This is a genomic window from Oligoflexus sp., from assembly GCF_035638955.1.
GTDB lineage: Bacteria > Bdellovibrionota_B > Oligoflexia > Oligoflexales > Oligoflexaceae > Oligoflexus.
This window is the reverse complement of the sequence record NZ_DASQYZ010000251.1, coordinates 44,889-63,073: the sequence shown is the minus strand read 5'-3', so window position 1 is coordinate 63,073 and position 18,185 is coordinate 44,889. Positions and strand designations below refer to the sequence as shown.

Below are 18,185 nucleotides of genomic sequence, written 5' to 3'. Positions count from 1 at the left end.
AAATCATTTTGAATCTTGTAGCCTGCTATTTTGCTTTCTTGCAGCTTGCCACAGCGAGCGCTCAGCAAGCAACGGTTCCAAGCTATGAAATTTCATCAGGAGTTCCGGCAGACCTCGCGGGTCGGTGGATATTTTTCCCACATCACTTTCTCGACGAAAATAATCTACGGTCTCTGGAACCTTTGCTGCCTGAAGCTGTTTCATTTACCGTGCCTGGACCCGATGTCAATAGTTCGAGGAATTTCGCTAAATGGGGCACGCTACTTATTGAACTTCGGGGACTGGAAGCGATTCCGTACAAGCTTGGCATGAATTTTCGAGCCGACACAGCCATGCGAATGCTAATTCTGGAGGACACCCCCGGTGCATCATTCAAAGAGGTTTCCACACTCGGTAAAGTTTCTTCAGATCCAAGCCATTCCATTCCTCAGGTTGCTGACCAAACTTGGATGCTGCCTCAGGTGCATTCACCATCAGTTTACCTTGTCATACATATCTCAGGTTGGCACTATCACAACTGGAGTGTTTGGCGGCAGCCTGTCGTGGACAATTATGAAAAAATGAACCGACAGCTCCATTTCACCATGCTCAGTGATGTTTTTATTTGCGGCATGCTGAGCATCATGCTTCTCTATTTTGCGAGCCTGTACATCTATCGTCGAGCTGACTACGCTTCCCTTTGGCTTGCTACAATAATTCTTGCAATTTTGTGCCGACAGATTGGAACGAGCGGACCGTTGCTTGGATTTGCTGTGCAAGAGCCGGCCTTTTGGATTTATGCCGTGATCCGAAAGCTAGAGTATGTGCCGCTGGTCTGGCCTGCGTACTGTGGCGTCGGCTTCGTCATAGCCAGCTTCCATATCCGCATCCCGCCCAAATTTCTTATGATTGATGGGATTCTCGCGACACTGTTGACAGTATATAGCCTCTTCTGTCCGCTGGATAAAATAGCGCGTTTTGCGCAGGTAAGTTACGTTTACATCATTCTACATTTGTTGCTTGGGATGGTTCTTTCCCTTTACTCTGCAAAGCGCCAGAAAACGGGTTCCATCCCTATGCTTGTGGGCTCATCGATTATCATCTGTACAGTCCTGTATGACATCGCGATGGTATTGGGATGGCATACAATGTCTGAAATAAACCTGACGCCTTATGGGGTGGTTGGCCTTTTATTCTGCCAGGGACAAATTCTAGCCATTCAGTTCAGCAAAACCTTCAAGGGCAATGTTCATGCTCTCCGGCAGCTGAAAAAAGTGGTCTACTCCCATCAGCTCGAGCACATTAAAAATGGTCAACAGTTGGAAAGTACGATGCCCACTCACCAAGCCAATGCCTGCGTCCTCTCGTTCGATATCATAGGCAGTTCCAATATTCGCCACATCAAAAGCAAAGTAGTTTTCAGACGGGTTTTTGAGCGCTGCAATGAAACCATCACAAGCGGATATAATGGAGTTGAACTGAAGGCCAAGGCGTATCGAATCAAGGAGATGGGCGATGGTTTTCTCTGCTCAATGGGATATCCTTTTGCTTCTTTGACCGACAATCCAGCTTGTGAAGCTATCGAATTGGCTTTTAAATTCGCGCAGATTCTTCGAGAGGAATTCGAACCCCTCCATATGATGACGCCGGTTGTCTGTGGCATAGGAATCGCTCTGGACGCCATTAGCGGCTTTTATCCGGAAAGCGGTGCGAAAGAATATGACTTATATGGACCTGCTATTATCCTTGCTACACGTTATGAAAGCATGCGAAAGACACTCTTCCCGGAGGTGAAGGATCGGAGCATCATCATCATCCAGGAGATCATATTCCAAAGCCTTGATCCTATCTACCGCTTGAAATTTATAAAGATCGATCTTAGGGAAGCCGGTATCACCGTCCGGGATGACCCGGCAGCCACGGCTTTATACTATCACTTCGTGGAGACGGGTGATCGTGCAGACCATGAACCCACGCCTCTGTTGCAAGCCAGCTAATGCTTGCCTTTTTTCAAAATTTTCCCACGTTAACCTCAGCAGAGACACAGGATATCCTGGTCAGTAGAAGACGCTGAGGTTAACCATGTCTGCTTATTTCAAGAGGCTTTCGGATAGGTTGTTCGTCTCGCAGCTCGATACCACAGGGCTCACCTTGGCCTTGGCATCACCATAGCAACGGACCTTGTCCGAAACGTCCATATTGTAAAACGTATCCACAGCGGAACAAACGTAATCAATCGTTTGATCTTCCGTGAAAGTGGAATCAATTTTTTTGATATGATCCAGGCAATCGAAGTAATGATAGCTGCCCTGCGTGTAACCATCTACGATATCGCAAATATCTTTAGCCTGCTCGGCAGGGCCCGCCAGCAGGGATGTTGGTGCCAGGAAAGTCGCTAGTAATACTGTGTAGATATGTTTCATGATCGAATCCTTTTTCCAATCCGTCCGGGCTCGATGCCGGGAGGGGGAAGCGGAGATAGCAGTTTTAGATGGAAGACGCAAGCCGGATGCGCTGATACGCAAATGACCGTATCTGGAATTGCAACGATGACCAGTTTAAGAAAAGATAGAGCTTCATGGAATCAGCCAGGAGCCTTCATGCCAAAATTGAAGCCTTTTCTCTTCATCCTTTCGCTTTCGCTCATCCAATTTCACTGTGCAACATCTCCTGCGGGCCGCCTCCCTAAGGTCAAGGCCAGCGATCTGGAATTCCAAGGTGATATCAAGACCAAAATCTTCAGTAGCTGGACAGCTGAAATCGATACTTCATTTAACAAGGAAAATATTGAGGCAAATCATGTTTCCGAACGAAAGAAAGCATTTGAGGACGTCGTGAAGCAGACGGGCTGCTGCGTCCTTGTTGACAGAAAGGAAGACGCCAACCTCATCCTGAATATGAAAACCTATGGTGCAACAAACCTTGGGGTCTTGTTTCTTGGCATCCTGAGCAGCGTCACCGTATACCTTATTCCATCCTGGATCACCCTTGATGCTCGGATTGAGGCTCAGGTGCAAGGCAGGAATCTGCGCAGGATGTATCAGCTGTCTGATTCAGTCGTTCTCACCCAGTGGCTGCCCCTGATTGTTGCTGAGCCCTCCCAGGATCACTTACCCCTGCGTGCTCAAGATATCCTCCTCGAAAACGTCTTCAAAACCCTTCTCCTCAAAATGAAAGAAGATGGTTTTTTAGCGCCGAAGCAGGATAAGGGACCGCCGACCAGCTAACCCTTAAAACGGAGGAGGGGTGCACTCTTCCGCGTAAAGAGCCAGGCCCAGGCGATGAAAACGAATTGGAGTGGCAGCCGAATCAGTGTGGCAACAGGCGGGATTTCCGGCCACTGCTCGGAATGCGTATACATATAAACGTTGGCGGGAAACACAGCAATCAGCAGCATGATGATACCCCAGGCGGCCATCGAGCGGGTTTGAGGGATCAGAAGCGCGAGGCCCAGGAGAATTTCCAGGAGACCACTGAGCGACACCATGAGTTCAGGGTATGGGATATAGGGGGGCGTCATACGAAGGTAAAATTCGGGCATGATGAAGTGGGTGAGCCCGCCGCCGATCATAAACAGCGCGAGCAGATACAGTAGAACCTTGCGAACCATGTTTGTCTCCTATCAGGACCTGAGTGGTCCTGATAACAGCACGGATAGGACGCCAAGGCCAAGCGATAAATATTGAACAGCCTCACATAGCGTAGTAGCGGAAGTCCCAATTCAACTCACCCGTATCCACACGTCCTGAGGTCCAGCGCAGGGTCAAAAGATTGATTCCGGGCGGGGAATCAAACAGAAGATCCAGTTTTCCATCCTGAATATTGCCGGCCGGCAGAGGCTGGCCATTCAGGGAAACTTCCACCGTGGAGTCACCCTTCAGAATTTCCTGAGTTTCTAGACGCAGATGGGTTTTCTTCCCCAGAAAGGCGGTGCCGGTTGTGCGTCCATCGAGCAGCAGACGATAATAACCGCGCACCACACCCCAGGTCAGGTCGCCCAAGGGAAAGAGACGGACATCATAGGCGTTCTTGGGTTTGTCGTGAAAAGGATCCTCGGGATTGAGGCCCACGGATTCCGCCCAAAGTTTCGTCACTTCCGCGTTGCTGACAAATGCATTGCCGCGAGAATCATCACCGGTGGGCGCGGCCGGCTCGAAGGGCATCCAAACGAAATCCGGATGATAGGTCCGTGACGGCCCCATCCATTCCCCACCGATCACATTGTTATTGCCATCCAGTTCCAGGATATATTCATAGCCAACCGTTTTACCAGCGGGTTTGGTGCCGGCACCTGTCGTATCAAAGGTGGCTTCACGATAGGTCACGTTCAGGTTCACGTGCATAAATGAAACCGCACGTGGATTGAAAATCCAGCTGTCCATGGCCGGGAAAGCCGACACTGCATTATTGTTCGGATCCCGGATTGAATTCCGCAGCGCCGTGATCGCCTGCTCCTCGGTCCAGGGACCTTCCGCTGTATAATCGTAGTTATAGATCGGATAGTTCCAAACTTCTTCATCCTGATGCTCATCGAACACCAGCGGCTGCTTCTGGCGACCGATGAAATTCACCAGCGCCGCATGGAAACTGCCTGGATTCACGTCATCGCATTCGTCCATAACCTGCGGGATGGCACGTTCAATGGGACGACTCCGAATCTGCGCAAAGGTGAGGCGACAGCGATTGCCGGAAATAAACTTGGCTTTCGCGTTCATATTCATTTCCGCGAGCAGGGCCCGAATATCCGCCGGTGTAAATTCCGTGCAGCCCGCGCTGCCAGCTGTACAACCCTTGGGACGGGTGACGCTGCGCGCCGGGTTTTGGAAACGGGATACGGTCACCCCGGTGCCGTTACAATGCCCATACCAGTTGGGTGTGGGCCGATTGTGAAAATCCTTTTCCCACTGGGCAGCTTTGTTTTGTCCACCGTTAAAGGCTGCATCATACTTGACCATGGCGCTCAGGTTTCCCGCGGGAATGCCGGTGCCGCCCGTACGCTCCGGATACCAGGTATCCAGATAGGGAATACGGATGGTGGCGACCGCACCACTCCGGAACTTATCCAGCTCGCTCCAGGCCGTGGTATAGGCATCCACCCCAAAGACCCGTTTATAGAAATCACGAATATCCTCAAGTTCCACAAGGTCCGTCGCATAAATAACCGGACCGCTTCGTGCAGCATAGGCTCGCGCTTCCGATTCGGTGCGCTGGCATTCGCAGCTGCCCACGAGCAGGGTCGCAAAAGTTCCCAATACAATGGACAAGCGCCTTGGACGGTTCATGTTCCCACCTGTGTCCGAACGGAGATTCTTACTTTTCCCTCCATTATACCGGAATGGCGCTAAATAGCCTATGATGGGTCCTACGGGGTCCCCTCTAACACATGAATTTAAATCGACATTTAATCGGAATAAACCAAGGACACCATAGGATTGGACATGCCTATTTCAGGGTCCGCCGGCCGACCTCAACTCTTTATGTCGTTTACCGAAATGAACTGTGGAGGTGACGTCATGGGGGCCCGACATAAATCAAATAAAAAGCCGCTGGATCAACTCATTGCCGAGAGTAAAGATCTGACCGGAACTGTGCTGGTGGTGGACGACAATGCGGATATGGTCGAAATCACCAAAGGCGCCATCGAACAATTCACGCCCTTCAAAGTACTGACGGCATCCAATGGACGTCAGGCCCTCGAGGTCCTGCTTCATCATACGGTCGATGTGATAGTTCTCGATGATCATATGCCCGAGATGAATGGTCCGGATTTCTTCCGCATCATTCGCCAGCGATCGATTTATGTTCCTGTGATATTCCTGACCGGATCACCTGATGACCAGGCGCGTCAGCAGCAGCTCGCTCTCGGAGCCTTTGACTATTTGGAAAAACCGATCAAAGCGCGCGACCTCATCCTCCTCGTCACGGAAGCGGCCAAAGTCATGGACCGCATCCGTGCAATTCTGGAACGCCGCGCGTGATGGAATCTTATCCCCCGCAAACAGGCGGAATCACCGCCAGCTCCTGACTGCGCTCCAGACGAAATTCCTCACTCAGAATCGCCCGCTCATCGGCAAAAACGGATTGCTTCAGCAGGTCGTCCACCCCTGCCCCAGGCCGCATGTTCTCCAGGCGTGATTGCATCTGCTGCCTCAGTTCAGCAATGCTGGTGCCTGGCGCGCATTCCAGCATCACCATAGGGTTTTGGGCAAAGTCACGAAAGGCACCAAAGAGGCGAATGTTGATTTCCAGCATGGGATATTCCTCAAGCTAAAGCCGACAAGGGATAAACCTTGACCAAAGAACCTTGTTCCAAATAGGCTGCTTCGCTGTCCAACGCGGCCCAGCAATTCGCTTTCAGGAGCGGACTGAGCATATACGAGCCTTGACCTTCAAGAATTCGCACCTGCAGTGCACCCTCGATCACTTCCGAATGCGCTTTCAAAAAGCAGATCAGAGCCGCTGGCTTTTTATAAGGCTGACTCAGCCGTCCGGTTGCCGGCTGTTCAGGAGCCTGGCCTCGCAATGCCCGGACATAAGGATCCACAAAAAAGCGCCAGCCGACCACCGAGGAAACAGGATTTCCGGGCAAACCAAACCATACGGGTCCATTGCGCCATTCGGCAAACAGCAGGGGTTTACCAGGTCGCATAGCCACCTTATGAAAGTGAAGCTCCGCGCCCAGTTCCAAAAGGCTGTCCTTGATGAAATCATATTTTCCCATCGACACCGCACCGGTGCTGATGATGATATCCGGCTGCAGCTCCAGAATCTTCAACGCTTCCGCTTGAAAGAGGGCAGCATCATCGATCAGCATTTTATGAGCGACGAGGTCAAAGTCGGGGCGATGCAGGGAGGCTTGCAAAAAAGGCCCTGACGCATCCCGAATCATGCCGGCACGCAGATCCTTATCCGTGAATCGACTCAACTCGCGGCCGGTGATCAGAAGAGCAATGCGAAGCGGATCCTGGACGGGCAAAGTATCAAGTCCAAGACTGGCCGCGCTCATCATCAACTCAGGCGTTACGGTTTGGCCGCGTGCGGCCAAGGGCTGGTCACGATCGAAATCAGAACCGCGACGACGTATATTGTCACCGACTCCAATCGAACGTTTGAAAAGAACCTGATTGTGCTCGCGATCTTTTTCCGTATCCTCGACCCGGATAACCGCATCAAAGATTCCTGTTGGGACCGGAGCACCGGTCATGATTTCCACGGCACCGTGTTCATGAAACGCTTTGGGCTCGTCTCCAGCGGCCAGAGTGCCCAGAAGCGGCAGCGCGACCGCCGAGTCCTCGGTGGCTAAAGCTAGGTCGGCAGCACGCACGGCATAACCGTCCATCGCCGAATTATCAAAGGCCGGCACAGCTTCGGGACTTCGCAATTCATCCGCAAGAATGTGGCCTTGGGCCGAAAAGAGCGGGACATCCCGCCTGTCATCCAACCGATACATTTGCCGTTCATGGCCACGTATTCTGACGATCGCATGGGCATCCTGATAACTCAGCATGTTTGTATCCTCATCAAGATGGGTTGTCGTGTCGCCCACCCCGCGTGACATGAAACGCGTGAGGCAGGAGAGGCAGCAAGGCCTCCAAACCTTCTTTGACTGCTTTCAAACTGCCAGGCAGCGTGATCACGAGACTGGATCCAATGGTGCCGGCACCCGAACGGCTTAAAAAAGCCAGAGGTGTATGCCGTGCTCCGGAACTCCGCAGCAGCTCACCGAAGCCGGGAATTTCCCGATCCCAAATGCCTTTGAGAGCTTCCGGCGTAATATCGCGCGGCGAGAGTCCTGTTCCGCCCGTCGTCAGGATGAGATCGGAACGATGCGTCTCCACCGCTTCCATCACAACCTGGCGAATGGAATCCACTTCATCAGGGACGAGGTATTGTTTGCTGATCATGGCACCGCTGGCTTCACAGCGTTCGACCAGCCATGATCCCGAGGTATCATCAGCCGAGCCTTCATAGCAGCTGTCGCTGATCGTCACGATGGTCACGCGAATATTATTCAAATGCGGCTCTGGTGTTTTTTGCCGTTCCTTCATCACGCGTTTGGCGTGAAGCGGATGTTGCCAGAAGCCGGATTTGCCACCCTCTTTTTCCAGAAGCGTGACATCGCCGATCCGAATCACCGGATCGGTTCCTTTGCTGAGATCATAGATGCAAAGCAAAGCCGCCTGCACACCGACCAGGGCTTCCATTTCCACTCCGGTTTTCGCCGATGTGGTCACTTCACAACGCACCCGCACGGCCTGCTCGTCAGGTTCGAGTTCGCACGTCACGAACACTGCTTCGATCGGCAGAGGATGACAGAGAGGCAGGAGCAGGGCCGTGTTTTTCGCAGCCATGATGCCCGCGACTTCGGCCAAAACCAGAGCATCACCTTTCGGTAGAGTTCGGCTTTTGACTTTCTCGAACACCAGCGGACTCAAATAGATGCGGCCTTCTGCCAACGAACGCCGATGCGTCACAGCTTTAGGGCTCACATCGATCATGCGAAAATTGGAACCTGAAGTGGCTTCCATGGCATCCTCCCTGCGTGGGTCGAGCTTTACTTGCCGAACATCAAACGTTTGCGATCCTGAGGAAAGCTCGAGTTGAACGAAAAGTCCTGAATCCTGTCACCATTCCAATAGAACTTGAGCTCCTTCGTATCACTCTCACCGAAGAGGCGATAGTCGTAGAATCCATAAGTCCAGGTCGGAACTCCGCCAGTATTACCAATAGCCGTCGGTTCGCCCAAAAGGCGGGTTACGTCGCTTTGAGTGGTCTGGCCTTTTTTGACCCAGCTAAGGTCGGACGAGAAATCACGGCCACGTGTGACACAGGCCGTCTGGAGACCACAGAAAACCAGGACAGGCAGCATCAGACGGCTTTTCATTTGGCGGCTTTGCATATAGGGGACTCCTTTTGCGTGTTACGTGCCCTATACTTCCCTAGATGCCGTCCCTCGTCAAATATCAACTTGGTCTTTACCAGGGCCTATGCTACGACCTTTGGGTCACTCATTAACGGTTTTTGACGGAGTCAGGAAATGCCAAAAATCCCCCATCGGACGCTGGCCCTGGTCGGTATTCTTTTTGCCCTTGTTCTCTTCCTATTCTTTAAAAACAGTTCCCGGAACGATGCTGCCATTGCCGGGACTGAATTGATTCCCGCGCAGAAAATCGGCGACTTCAATCTGGTCGATGTTTACGGTCAACCCTTTCGGAAAGCCGATGTCCTTGGCAAATGGACCGTTCTGTCGTTCGGATTCACGCATTGTCCCGACGTCTGTCCGGTGACACTGGCGGCCTTTCGCGATGAACTCAATGCGCTGCCGCTCAACAGCCGTAATCGGATTCAATTTGTTTTTATCACGGTCGATCCGGAACGCGACACACCGGAAGTTTTGAAAAAGTACGTTCAAAATTTCCATACGGCCATCCGTCCGGTCACAGGCGATTTGGATGACATTAAGCAGTTTGCAGGTCTGATTAAAGCCACCTTTGCCAAGGAAGGCCTGGGTGAGGTCGGTCTTTATACGATGGCGCATAGCCCCCAGTATTTTGTGATCAACCCGGAAGGTAAATGGCAGGTGCTTTACACACCACCGCTGGCCAAAGGGCGTCTTGCCCAGGATCTGAAATCACTGAGTCGCCCCAAGCGATTCGGTATTTTTTAATCAGGAAAAGAGTTTCTCATGCAAGATTTGCTCTCCATGATTCAAGGTTTGAACATCGCCCCCGAAAAGCTCCAGGAAGTGGCCAAAGCCGCCCAGGATAATCCTTTCGCGGCCATGAGCAAGGTCCAGGAGCTCGGCATCCCACCTCAGGTACTGCAGCAGCTTATGATGGCTGTCATGGCCAACCCCAGCGTTCTCATGGATCTGGCGAAACAATTTGGTGCGGATGAATCCACACTGAAATCGGTGCAGGATGGTTTGGAAAAACTCAAGGGAAAATGATTTTCCTTCCCTCACGCACCCTCGCGTTGAGGGTGCCTTCTCTTTGCCAAGGATCCGCATTGAAAAATGGTAGCTCACAGGATCCTGCCTGCTCCCCCCTCGGACCCAACCGACACTTTCTCAGAGGCCTGGCGCGCGCTGAGGCTGGTGCCATTATATTCTCGATGCCCCTGCTGATGACCATGGAGATGTGGACACTCGGAACATCCGTCAGTTCCTGGCACCATGCCCTGCTCCTTGTCATCAGCTTGCCTCTGTTGGTTGGCATGTCCCACGTCGTTGGATTTGAAAAAACATTTTGTTGGAAGGACGATACCATTGATGCCTTCGTGGCTTTGGCTGTCGGATTTATGACCTCGGCCGTGGTGCTGCTGCTGCTGGGTCTCATCCATGCTGAAATGCCTTTCAGTGAAGTGCTCAACACGATTGAGGTCCAGACCATCCCGGCCAGTATTGGTGCTCTTCTCTCGCAAAGTCAGCTCGGTGGGCAGCGTGACCAGGAACAGGAACGCAGTAGCAGCTATGGGGGCGAAATGTTCCTGATGGCGGTGGGTTCGCTCTTTCTGACCTTCAGCGTCGCGCCCACCGAGGAGATCCTCCTCATCGCCCACCAAATGAAGCATTGGCAGTCGATTCTCCTCTCCGTCTTCTCACTGGCGCTTATGCATGCCTTCGTTTATGCAGCCAACTTCAGGGGCGAAGAGGAAATCCCCGACGGCCTATCGCACTGGCGAATTTTTCTGCGGTTTACGGTCACTGGATATGCCCTGGCCCTCGGCATTTGCCTGTTCGTCCTATGGATTTTCGGTCGAATGAATGGTCTGGCGGCTGGAGAAATCGTGTCTGTCATCGTCGTGCTAGGATTTCCAGCCGCGATCGGTGCCTCAGCAGCCCGACTCATCATCTAAATATCAGGAACGAACGTGATGGATAACAGCAGCAAGCAGTCCAGGCCTCTCGGCGAAGCGCAGCAACCTCGCACGCCGCTGCTGGAATGGACCTTTGCGATCCTCGGCGGTCTCATCGTCTCGGGATTGATTCTCTACAATATATTTGACGCCTGGAAGGACAATGGCTCCGCCCCCGAAATCCAGATTCAAGCCGACTCCCCTATCAGGCAAACCCGCGGTTTTCTGATTCCCATCAAGGCCCTCAATCAGGGAGGCTCCAGCGCCGCCGGCGTTGTCATCGAAGGCGTTCTGCGCGACGGCGACAAGGACGTTGAAACCAGCCAGGTGACCTTCGATTACGTCCCAGCCCATTCCACCAAAGAGGGTGGTTTGTTTTTTAGCCGGAATCCTCAGTCACTCGAACTGGAAATTCGGGCTCTGGGTTATCAGGAGCCTTGATTCAAAGTTGAACAATTTCAGGCTCCTCAATGTTATCGTCAAGACCAGGCAGCAGCATTCTTCTGGTTGACCACCCAACCAACCAGAACGGTGAATATTCCTGACAAAATGCTCCTTGTTGGAATCCAGGGTTCCTGATAGCCAGGGCATTCATTCAAAGACTTTGTCAGGAGCTTTCATGTTTTCTCGGCTCGGATTTCTGGTCCTGGTCCTTATGTTCAGTGGCTGCGGCGCGCCCAAGGACAGTGGTTCTGCTATGCTGGCTGCCGCGCGCACTACGGAACTCTATCGTACACGAATCGAAGATCAGGCGACGTTCACCAGTCTATCCCGCGAAGGATCGGGGATTGTCCAGGGTGGACGCTCACTAAAATTCTTGATTGATCGACGCAATCCGGCAAGGCCTGCGGTTTATTTTATGAATGGCAATTTCAGCGGTCGCTGTCGTACGCAAAGTCAGTTGGAATGCTCCCGCTATCACTATGACTTTGCCGTCGAGGCTCTGCGCTTTCAAGGAAGCGTGAACACCTTCAACGACCAAACCTATTTTTCGCACGATAAAACTTTCGTCGCCGGAACTTTGGCGAGCTATAGGCTGAAAGACAAGGGTCCCGTTTTGGGTATTCAGCTTTACCCCCAGGACGTGGCTCAGGAAGCGGAAATCCTGAGTCTGACCCGCATCGTGCGCGCCGCGGTGTCGCTGCCCACCATGAGCCTGGCTTTTGTAGCGACCGGTGATCAGCAGACCACGGCTACGATCCAAAATGAATTGGCTCAGGCCAAGGTACTGAGCCTCAGCTTGAACGCCATTCTTGGTGACATTTCTTATATTCCCCTGCATCAGGGCGAAGCCTGGGGCTATCTCCGCCTTTTCCCCAAAGATCAGGAAAGTCTCGTCCCCACCGATATTCCAGTTTTCGATGAATTGCCCCTGGACCTTTCCGTGGTCGCCGCTACCATCACGCGCGCCTACCAGGACACCAATTCCCATATCAACCTGAAATCCAAAGAACGCAACACACCCAACATGGTTCTGCGCGATGCGGGTCTCGAACACCTTCAACTTAAAAAGTGGATCGATCAACCCATCCACCTGAAAGTGACTTCCCAAGGCTGGTCGATCAAAGCCAGCACACCCGAAGAAGTGGCGGCACGTTACCGCGCCAAGGTTCAAAAGCCCTGGATGGCCCTGCGTTGGAAATCCTCGAATAGCTCGCAAAGTTTTGCCGGCATGTGTACCAATCGTCCCGCGGACTGCCTCAAGGCCAGCGAGCAATTTGGTGGCAAGGGAGCCAATCTTGGCTTTTTGAAAGAGATCTTCCGTAACCGCAGCCTGCCTCAAGCCGCGCCTTTAACTTATGATCCGGTTCCTCTGGGCTATGCTGTGCCTTTGCAGTTCTATAAGGACTTCATGGATTTGCCAGCCAATGCGGCCATCAAGGAAAAGCTCACGGTTTTGATTGAAAAAGAACGATCCGGACTGCTTTCTTCTGCTGATCGCAACGCGGCTGCGGCTGAGATTCGCCAGCTGATCCTGAATGGTGAACTCCCAGCACAAAACTTAACCCAGGTTTTAGGCCTCGCGCAGCAGCTCGCGCCTGAAGTCGACAAGTGGAAGGTCCGTTCAAGCGCCAACGCCGAAGATATCGAAGGCTTCGATGGAGCCGGTTTGCATGACAGCTACGCGGCTAAAGTCTCCACCAAGGACAACGCGGAACATAGCTGCATTCTGGTTCCTGATGAGGATGAAGGTGAAGTGGCCAAGATGAAGGTAAAACCCAAGACCTTTGCTTGCGCCATCAAAGGTGTCTATGCCTCGCTCTGGAATAAAAGAGCCATTGAAGAACGCAGCTTCGCTCGCATCGATCACGCCAGCGTTGCCATGGGTCTCGCGATTCTGCCGACCTATGATACGGAATCGCCGGTTGCAGCCAATTCGGTCGTCGTCACCCGCGTGATCAACAGCGCCGATGTCTTTGGTTACACGCTGTCGGTTCAGAAGGATAATAACACCGTGACCAATCCGGTTCCGGGCAGCTGGAGCGAGCAATCCCTTTACGCCGTCAGCGGCGATGCCGAACCTGCGTCACTCACGACCCTGCGTTTTGCCAAGCCCAGACCCGAAGAAGCTGTCATGAGCACCACCGTCCTGCCACGTGAGACCACGATTCAGATGGCACTGATGGCCAGGAAGGTCGAAGAAGCCTATTGCCGAGCCAAGGGTCGGTCGTATTATGCCAAGGACTGCGCAAGCGTGTCATGGGATGCCGCGAAACCAAAGGCCCTCGACATGGAGATGAAATTCCTGCAAAATGGCGAGTTCGTTTTGAAGCAGGTTCGTGAATTCAGCGGACGTTAAACATCAGCTTTTGGCTGTTCCATAAAAGAGGCTAGCGCATGAAAACGTGGTTTTTGGTCTTCACTTGTCTGATCTCGACCCAGGCGCTAGCCTTTCAAACTCTTTTCATCGTCCGTCATGCTGAAAAACAGGACGACAGCCGCGATCCGCCCCTTAGTCTGCAGGGAAAAAAGCGGGCTTTGGACCTCGCGCTTCACCTCAAGGACGCCGACGTGCAGGCGATCTTTGCCACAGAATTTCAGCGCACGCAAAATACCGCCGCTCCCCTCGCCGATCTTTTGAAGATCAAAACTGTTGTCGCTGACAAGGATCTTGCTAAGTTTGCGAGTCAACTTCTGGCCGATAAAAGCAGCAGTTCCGCGCTGGTCGTCGGGCACTCCAACACGGTCGCCGACCTGGTGAAAGCTCTAGGCGTGCCTGTGAAATGGCAGCTCGCGGACAACGAATTCGATCGGCTGGTGATCGTGACTCTATCCAAACCCACAGCGGTTGTGAGCATTCTGCGCTATTAATCCTGCCCCTTGTGAAAAAAGACCCTCTAACCCCTTTGTTTAGAGAATGTCTTTATATCTGGACAGACCTCACAGGTCTATCCAGGAAACAGGACATCGGGAACTCCCGCAACATTTTGGCGATAAAAAACCCAGTCGTATCCATGTTCAACGCAATGGCTTTGATTTTGCTTTGCCACCATGGACGGCGCATATCCCGCGGCTCCACTCCTGGACCTAGGGGTTATTGGACGAATGATTAAGGTCGTGGTTGAAATGGAAAGATTAAAGGTTTCATCCGCTGTCAAGGCAACTCCTTTGGAGTTAGGTTTTGTTGAACGTCGAAATCCTAACTACCGGGACTCTAATTTTCAGTTGGACTCAAGACAATGGGCCACATCAGGATTCTCCTTGGGGCGATTCCTGGCTCGTTATTGGTGTGGCGACAAGGCCTTGCGAGAGGATCGATCCATCTCGCGAAAACGACTCGCTCTCGTGTCAGCTGGCATCGATAACGGCGATCGTGAGGCTCGTCGATTACGTCATCAAATCGATTTATATCTGCAGGCCTTTCGTCACGTAGTCAACTCTGCGGAGATCTCGGTAAATCTTGTCTGTCAGATCAATAAACTGGTCAACCAGAACCATCCACAGTCGGGCGAGCTGCGCAACAAGCAGAACTCCATTGGTGATCCTCGAAATCCTCGATACATACCCCCTAGGCCTGAGGCGGTACCAGCACTGATGTGTGATCTTGCCGAATTTGCCAACGACGTTTCCGTACATGCGATGGCAAAAGCCATTACGGTTCATAGCCAGCTTCTGGCCATTCATCCCTTCTGCGATGGCAACGGCCGAACGGCCCGGGTCCTGATGGATGGGATGATTGATAAGGTCAATCCCGATTATGTAAGCCTCAGCCTTTATCGTTTGCGCAACGAAAAAAGCTATCTTGATGCATTGGACCAGTTTGGTATCACAGGCAACATGGGTTTGAGGCATCGTTACTGGAAAGAAGCCTTCGAGTTGTCGGAAAGTTTCAAGGCCGAGGTTGATGCCATCATTGCCCATGCTGAGTGCCGGCTCTACTCAGGCCTGGCAGCGTTCGACGCATCCGACGACTTGAGATTGATCTGCAAAGACCTTTGGCAGCAGCCCATCATTCCCAATAGCTGTCTGTCATTGCCTGCGGGATGGAGCGACGCTCGATTTTCCGCTGCGATTGAAAAACTGGTTTTGGCTGGTGTTTTGGAGCTGCGTGACCTAAAGAAGCCAATTGGCACGCAGATTCTGAGCGCACCTATCATCTTTCAAGCCTGGCAGCAGATTGATGAACTGGTATTTGCTCATGAACAATCTTTTCAGGCTGGCCCACTGTTGTAGATACCGAGTAGGTTCAGGCCTTCTTGGGGATTCAATTAAATTTTGCGGAGTGTATTATGAAATTTCTTGCATCACATGTCGTTAAAGCTGCTGCTCTCGCTTCGATGATGTCAACGCCTCTGAGCGCCCAGTCAAATCCCAACTATTTCGAGGATGATACCGATTTTCTGAACGCACCTTCCGCTGCAAGCGGTGTGACGTCATGGAGTGCAGATTCCGAAGACACAGCCACAGCCACAGCCACAGCCACATTTGAAGAATGCTCAGTTCCGGGTGTGTGCCGAACTTATAAGGTCACAGGTGGAAATTATGCGGCCGTTATAACCAATGCAGTGACCGGAAAAACCATCAACGTGCCCATGGGCGATACATTTGAAGCGCCCGTTTTTCAGGTCAAAGATGGGGCTGTGGTAGCAGGTGTTGAGTATAGCATCACGGCTGATGTTGGGCAGTGGGTTCACTTCTGCTATCCCGAGGTTCGCACCCTCATCTTTGTTCCTGAAGATGACAATAAGGAAATTAAGATCGAAATCCCCTGCGAGTAGCCTTGTAAGGTATCAATCTTACCTCTCGTAAGCACCCAGGCACCAACACCTGTTTTGACAGCAAACAGTGTTGATGCTCTGGATACCCTGACCCTCCCATTCAGCCTTTCTTCCGCCTTTAACCCCATGATTGATAACCCGTTAAAGTAAAATTTACCCCCTGACTTCTGGCCACAAATTTGCAAGATTTAAACATAAATAAATCCTTGGCCACGGTTCTCAGGAGACGGCAACGTGATACTTCGCGTGATAGTGCTGGGTGCTTCCCTGCTGGCAACAGTGTCAGCCTGCAAATTCAAAAAAACTGAAACTTTCGTTCCGACCGACCACGGACCGATCGTGGTATCAGCAGACGCTCAACCCGTCCCCGATGCATCTCCACCAGTCGAACAGCCCAGGCCTCAAAGCCCTGACGCGATCGAACCGATACCTATGGATCTTCCTGTTCCTGTCGAGGTTCCACTGCCGCCACCGCCGGCGCTCCCTCCGCCGGCGCTCCCGGCGTCGCCACCACCACCGCCTGCACCTGACGTGCCCTGCACGGGTGTGCAGCTCGTGATTGCAACCGACAAGTTGGGAACGGCACCGCTCAAGGCTCAAATCGATTTCCACACGACATCCGTGGAAATCAGCTTTACTCCCAAGCCCATCTCGTCAACCTTATGCCTGGATAATCTGACTGCAACGACAGGTGACATGCTAACGCTGCGCTTGCTGCAGAATACTGCGCTCCGTTTCATTGCCAAACGAGCAAACACGGCTTATGCGCCGGATACCACAACTCGTATTGTCATTGATGATTGCTTGATCCATGCCGCGCCTTGGGACGGGCGAACTCATGATGGCAGTTGTGAATGGACCCTTATCGATGCCGACTCTACCGAGGCGACACTTCTGAGGAAATAACAGGGCAGGAGCCCGAAGGCCTTTTGGCCTTCGGCGTCATGAATTGTCAGCTTTTCAAAGCCTGATCCAAATCCTTGATCAGATCATCCGCGCTTTCAATACCGCACGACAGACGAATCAGGTTGGGTCCGATACCAAGCTGCTTGCGCATCTCTTCCGGGACCGACGCATGGGTCATCTTCTCAGGATGATTCACCAGCGATTCCACTCCGCCCAGACTTTCCGCCAGCGAAAAGACTTTGAGTTTTTGCAGAAATTTCACCACTTCGTCATAGCTGCCTTTCAAGTTGAATGACACCATGCCCGCGAAACCACGCATCTGCTTTTTTGCCAGAGCATGCTGCGGATGGGAAGGCAAGCCTGGGAAGAAGACCTCTTTCACCCGACTGTGTTCAGCCAGGTAACGAGCCACAGCGATGGCATTGACGTCATGCTTCTCCATGCGAACAGCCAGCGTTTTCACACTGCGAAGGAGCAGGAAACACTCGAAAGGTCCAGGAACCGCACCACCAGCGAATTGAACGAACTTGATCTGCTCATGGAGTTTGTCATCGTTGAGCATCACCGCACCGCCGATGATATCGGAATGACCTCCGATATACTTCGTCGTGCTGTGCACCACGATGTCGGCGCCCATTTCCAAAGGCGACTGAAAGATCGGTGAGGCAAAGGTGTTATCCACCACCACAACCGCGGAGGCCTTATGCGCAACCTTCGCGACCGCTTCGATATCAATCACTTTCAGCAACGGGTTGGTCGGAGTTTCGACCCACACAAGGCGGGTATTCGGTTTGATAGCGGCTTCGACATTCTTGACCGCAGTCATATCGATAAAATCAAAGGTCAGATTATACTTGGCAAACAGACGCCGAAACAGGCGACCCGTCCCACCGTAAACATCATCACAGACCAGGACGTGATCGCCTGGGTTGAGGATCTGAATGATGGCTTGTTCAGCCGCAAGGCCCGAGGAAAAAGCCAAACCGTATTTGGCTCCTTCCAGAGCAGCAAACGCTTCCTCCAAAGCATCACGAGTCGGGTTTCCGGCTCTCGAGTAATCCCAACCTTTGTGCTGGTTGGGTGCTTCCTGCACATAGGTCGAGGTTTGAAAGATCGGGGTCATGATCGCGCCTGTGCGCGGATCAGGTTCCACACCGGCATGCACGACTTTGGTGAAATCAGAGGGGCGAATGCTCATACTCACACTTCCTTAACTGCAATGGC

21 protein-coding genes are annotated in these 18,185 nt (G+C 52.4%); 12 read left to right on the top strand and 9 right to left on the bottom strand.

Features of this window, described 5'->3' with window-relative positions; genetic code table 11:
* Positions 1-3: 3 nt before the first annotated feature.
* Positions 4-204, bottom strand: coding sequence for a hypothetical protein (locus VE954_RS23490; protein ID WP_324957368.1), 201 nt, complete (start codon positions 202-204; stop codon positions 4-6).
* On the opposite strand from VE954_RS23490, the gene VE954_RS23485 reads away from it, so the two are divergent.
* The gene (locus VE954_RS23485; protein WP_324957366.1) at positions 183-1,976 is read left to right on the top strand and encodes a 7TM diverse intracellular signaling domain-containing protein; all 1,794 of its coding nucleotides are present in this window, start codon (positions 183-185) and stop codon (positions 1,974-1,976) included. The two genes, VE954_RS23490 and VE954_RS23485, sit on opposite strands and share 22 nt — an antisense overlap.
* A gap of 93 nt (positions 1,977-2,069) precedes the next feature.
* On the opposite strand, the gene VE954_RS23480 is transcribed toward VE954_RS23485, so the two are convergent.
* The gene (locus tag VE954_RS23480; RefSeq protein ID WP_324957364.1) at positions 2,070-2,402 is read right to left on the bottom strand and encodes a hypothetical protein; all 333 of its coding nucleotides are present in this window, start codon (positions 2,400-2,402) and stop codon (positions 2,070-2,072) included.
* Positions 2,403-2,579: 177 nt separating this feature from the next.
* Between VE954_RS23480 and VE954_RS23475 the strand changes: the two genes are divergently transcribed.
* Entirely contained in the window at positions 2,580-3,206 is a 627-nt protein-coding gene (locus VE954_RS23475; protein ID WP_324957362.1) for a hypothetical protein, read from the top strand.
* Here VE954_RS23475 and VE954_RS23470 read toward each other — a convergent pair.
* Together VE954_RS23470 and VE954_RS23465 are read right to left on the bottom strand one after the other, a co-directional pair.
* The gene (locus VE954_RS23470) at positions 3,203-3,589 is read right to left on the bottom strand and encodes a DoxX family protein (protein WP_324957360.1); all 387 of its coding nucleotides are present in this window, start codon (positions 3,587-3,589) and stop codon (positions 3,203-3,205) included. The genes VE954_RS23475 and VE954_RS23470 overlap by 4 nt on opposite strands.
* An 82-nt stretch (positions 3,590-3,671) precedes the next feature.
* Complete coding sequence (locus tag VE954_RS23465) at positions 3,672-5,261, bottom strand: hypothetical protein (RefSeq protein ID WP_324957358.1); 1,590 nt, start codon at positions 5,259-5,261, stop codon at positions 3,672-3,674.
* Between the two features lie 156 nt (positions 5,262-5,417).
* On the opposite strand from VE954_RS23465, the gene VE954_RS23460 reads away from it, so the two are divergent.
* A complete protein-coding gene (locus tag VE954_RS23460; protein WP_324957356.1) occupies positions 5,418-5,957 on the top strand; it encodes a response regulator in 540 nt (179 codons plus the stop codon).
* A gap of 7 nt (positions 5,958-5,964) precedes the next feature.
* Here the strand turns inward: VE954_RS23460 and VE954_RS23455 are convergent, their stop codons facing one another.
* Genes VE954_RS23455 through bamE form a run of 4 tightly spaced genes read right to left on the bottom strand, consistent with a single transcriptional unit; the run spans position 5,965 to position 8,878 of the window.
* Entirely contained in the window at positions 5,965-6,231 is a 267-nt protein-coding gene (locus tag VE954_RS23455) for a MoaD/ThiS family protein (protein ID WP_324957354.1), read from the bottom strand.
* Between the two features lie 10 nt (positions 6,232-6,241).
* Positions 6,242-7,486, bottom strand: a complete 1,245-nt coding sequence (locus tag VE954_RS23450) for a molybdopterin molybdotransferase MoeA (protein WP_324957353.1) — start codon at positions 7,484-7,486, stop codon at positions 6,242-6,244.
* A 13-nt stretch (positions 7,487-7,499) separates the two neighbouring features.
* Positions 7,500-8,507 (bottom strand): bifunctional molybdenum cofactor biosynthesis protein MoaC/MoaB, encoded by a 1,008-nt coding sequence (gene moaCB, locus VE954_RS23445; RefSeq protein WP_324957351.1) that lies wholly within the window; start codon positions 8,505-8,507, stop codon positions 7,500-7,502.
* 26 nt (positions 8,508-8,533) lie between these two features.
* Entirely contained in the window at positions 8,534-8,878 is a 345-nt protein-coding gene (gene bamE, locus VE954_RS23440) for an outer membrane protein assembly factor BamE domain-containing protein (RefSeq protein WP_324957349.1), read from the bottom strand.
* 138 nt (positions 8,879-9,016) lie between these two features.
* Between bamE and VE954_RS23435 the strand changes: the two genes are divergently transcribed.
* The 9 genes from VE954_RS23435 (at position 9,017) to VE954_RS23395 (ending at position 16,961) form a co-directional block, all read left to right on the top strand.
* Positions 9,017-9,646: an SCO family protein gene (locus VE954_RS23435; protein WP_324957347.1), complete on the top strand. Its 630-nt coding sequence runs from the start codon at positions 9,017-9,019 to the stop codon at positions 9,644-9,646.
* 18 nt (positions 9,647-9,664) lie between these two features.
* Positions 9,665-9,928, top strand: a complete 264-nt coding sequence (locus VE954_RS23430; RefSeq protein ID WP_324957345.1) for a DUF2999 family protein — start codon at positions 9,665-9,667, stop codon at positions 9,926-9,928.
* Positions 9,929-9,987: 59 nt separating this feature from the next.
* Positions 9,988-10,836, top strand: a complete 849-nt coding sequence (locus tag VE954_RS23425) for a TIGR02587 family membrane protein (protein WP_324957343.1) — start codon at positions 9,988-9,990, stop codon at positions 10,834-10,836.
* Between the two features lie 18 nt (positions 10,837-10,854).
* Complete coding sequence (locus tag VE954_RS23420; RefSeq protein WP_324957342.1) at positions 10,855-11,277, top strand: hypothetical protein; 423 nt, start codon at positions 10,855-10,857, stop codon at positions 11,275-11,277.
* A gap of 178 nt (positions 11,278-11,455) precedes the next feature.
* On the top strand, positions 11,456-13,636 hold the full coding sequence (locus VE954_RS23415) for a PEP/pyruvate-binding domain-containing protein (protein ID WP_324957340.1): 2,181 nt from the start codon (positions 11,456-11,458) through the stop codon (positions 13,634-13,636).
* Positions 13,637-13,674: 38 nt separating this feature from the next.
* The gene (locus VE954_RS23410; protein ID WP_324957338.1) at positions 13,675-14,148 is read left to right on the top strand and encodes a phosphoglycerate mutase family protein; all 474 of its coding nucleotides are present in this window, start codon (positions 13,675-13,677) and stop codon (positions 14,146-14,148) included.
* A gap of 234 nt (positions 14,149-14,382) precedes the next feature.
* The gene (locus tag VE954_RS23405; protein ID WP_324957336.1) at positions 14,383-15,510 is read left to right on the top strand and encodes a Fic family protein; all 1,128 of its coding nucleotides are present in this window, start codon (positions 14,383-14,385) and stop codon (positions 15,508-15,510) included.
* Positions 15,511-15,566: 56 nt separating this feature from the next.
* A complete protein-coding gene (locus VE954_RS23400; protein WP_324957334.1) occupies positions 15,567-16,055 on the top strand; it encodes a hypothetical protein in 489 nt (162 codons plus the stop codon).
* Positions 16,056-16,289: 234 nt separating this feature from the next.
* The gene (locus VE954_RS23395) at positions 16,290-16,961 is read left to right on the top strand and encodes a hypothetical protein (protein ID WP_324957333.1); all 672 of its coding nucleotides are present in this window, start codon (positions 16,290-16,292) and stop codon (positions 16,959-16,961) included.
* Between the two features lie 46 nt (positions 16,962-17,007).
* Here VE954_RS23395 and VE954_RS23390 read toward each other — a convergent pair whose 3' ends face one another.
* Positions 17,008-18,159, bottom strand: coding sequence for a cystathionine gamma-synthase (locus VE954_RS23390; protein ID WP_324957331.1), 1,152 nt, complete (start codon positions 18,157-18,159; stop codon positions 17,008-17,010).
* Positions 18,160-18,185: the final 26 nt, after the last annotated feature.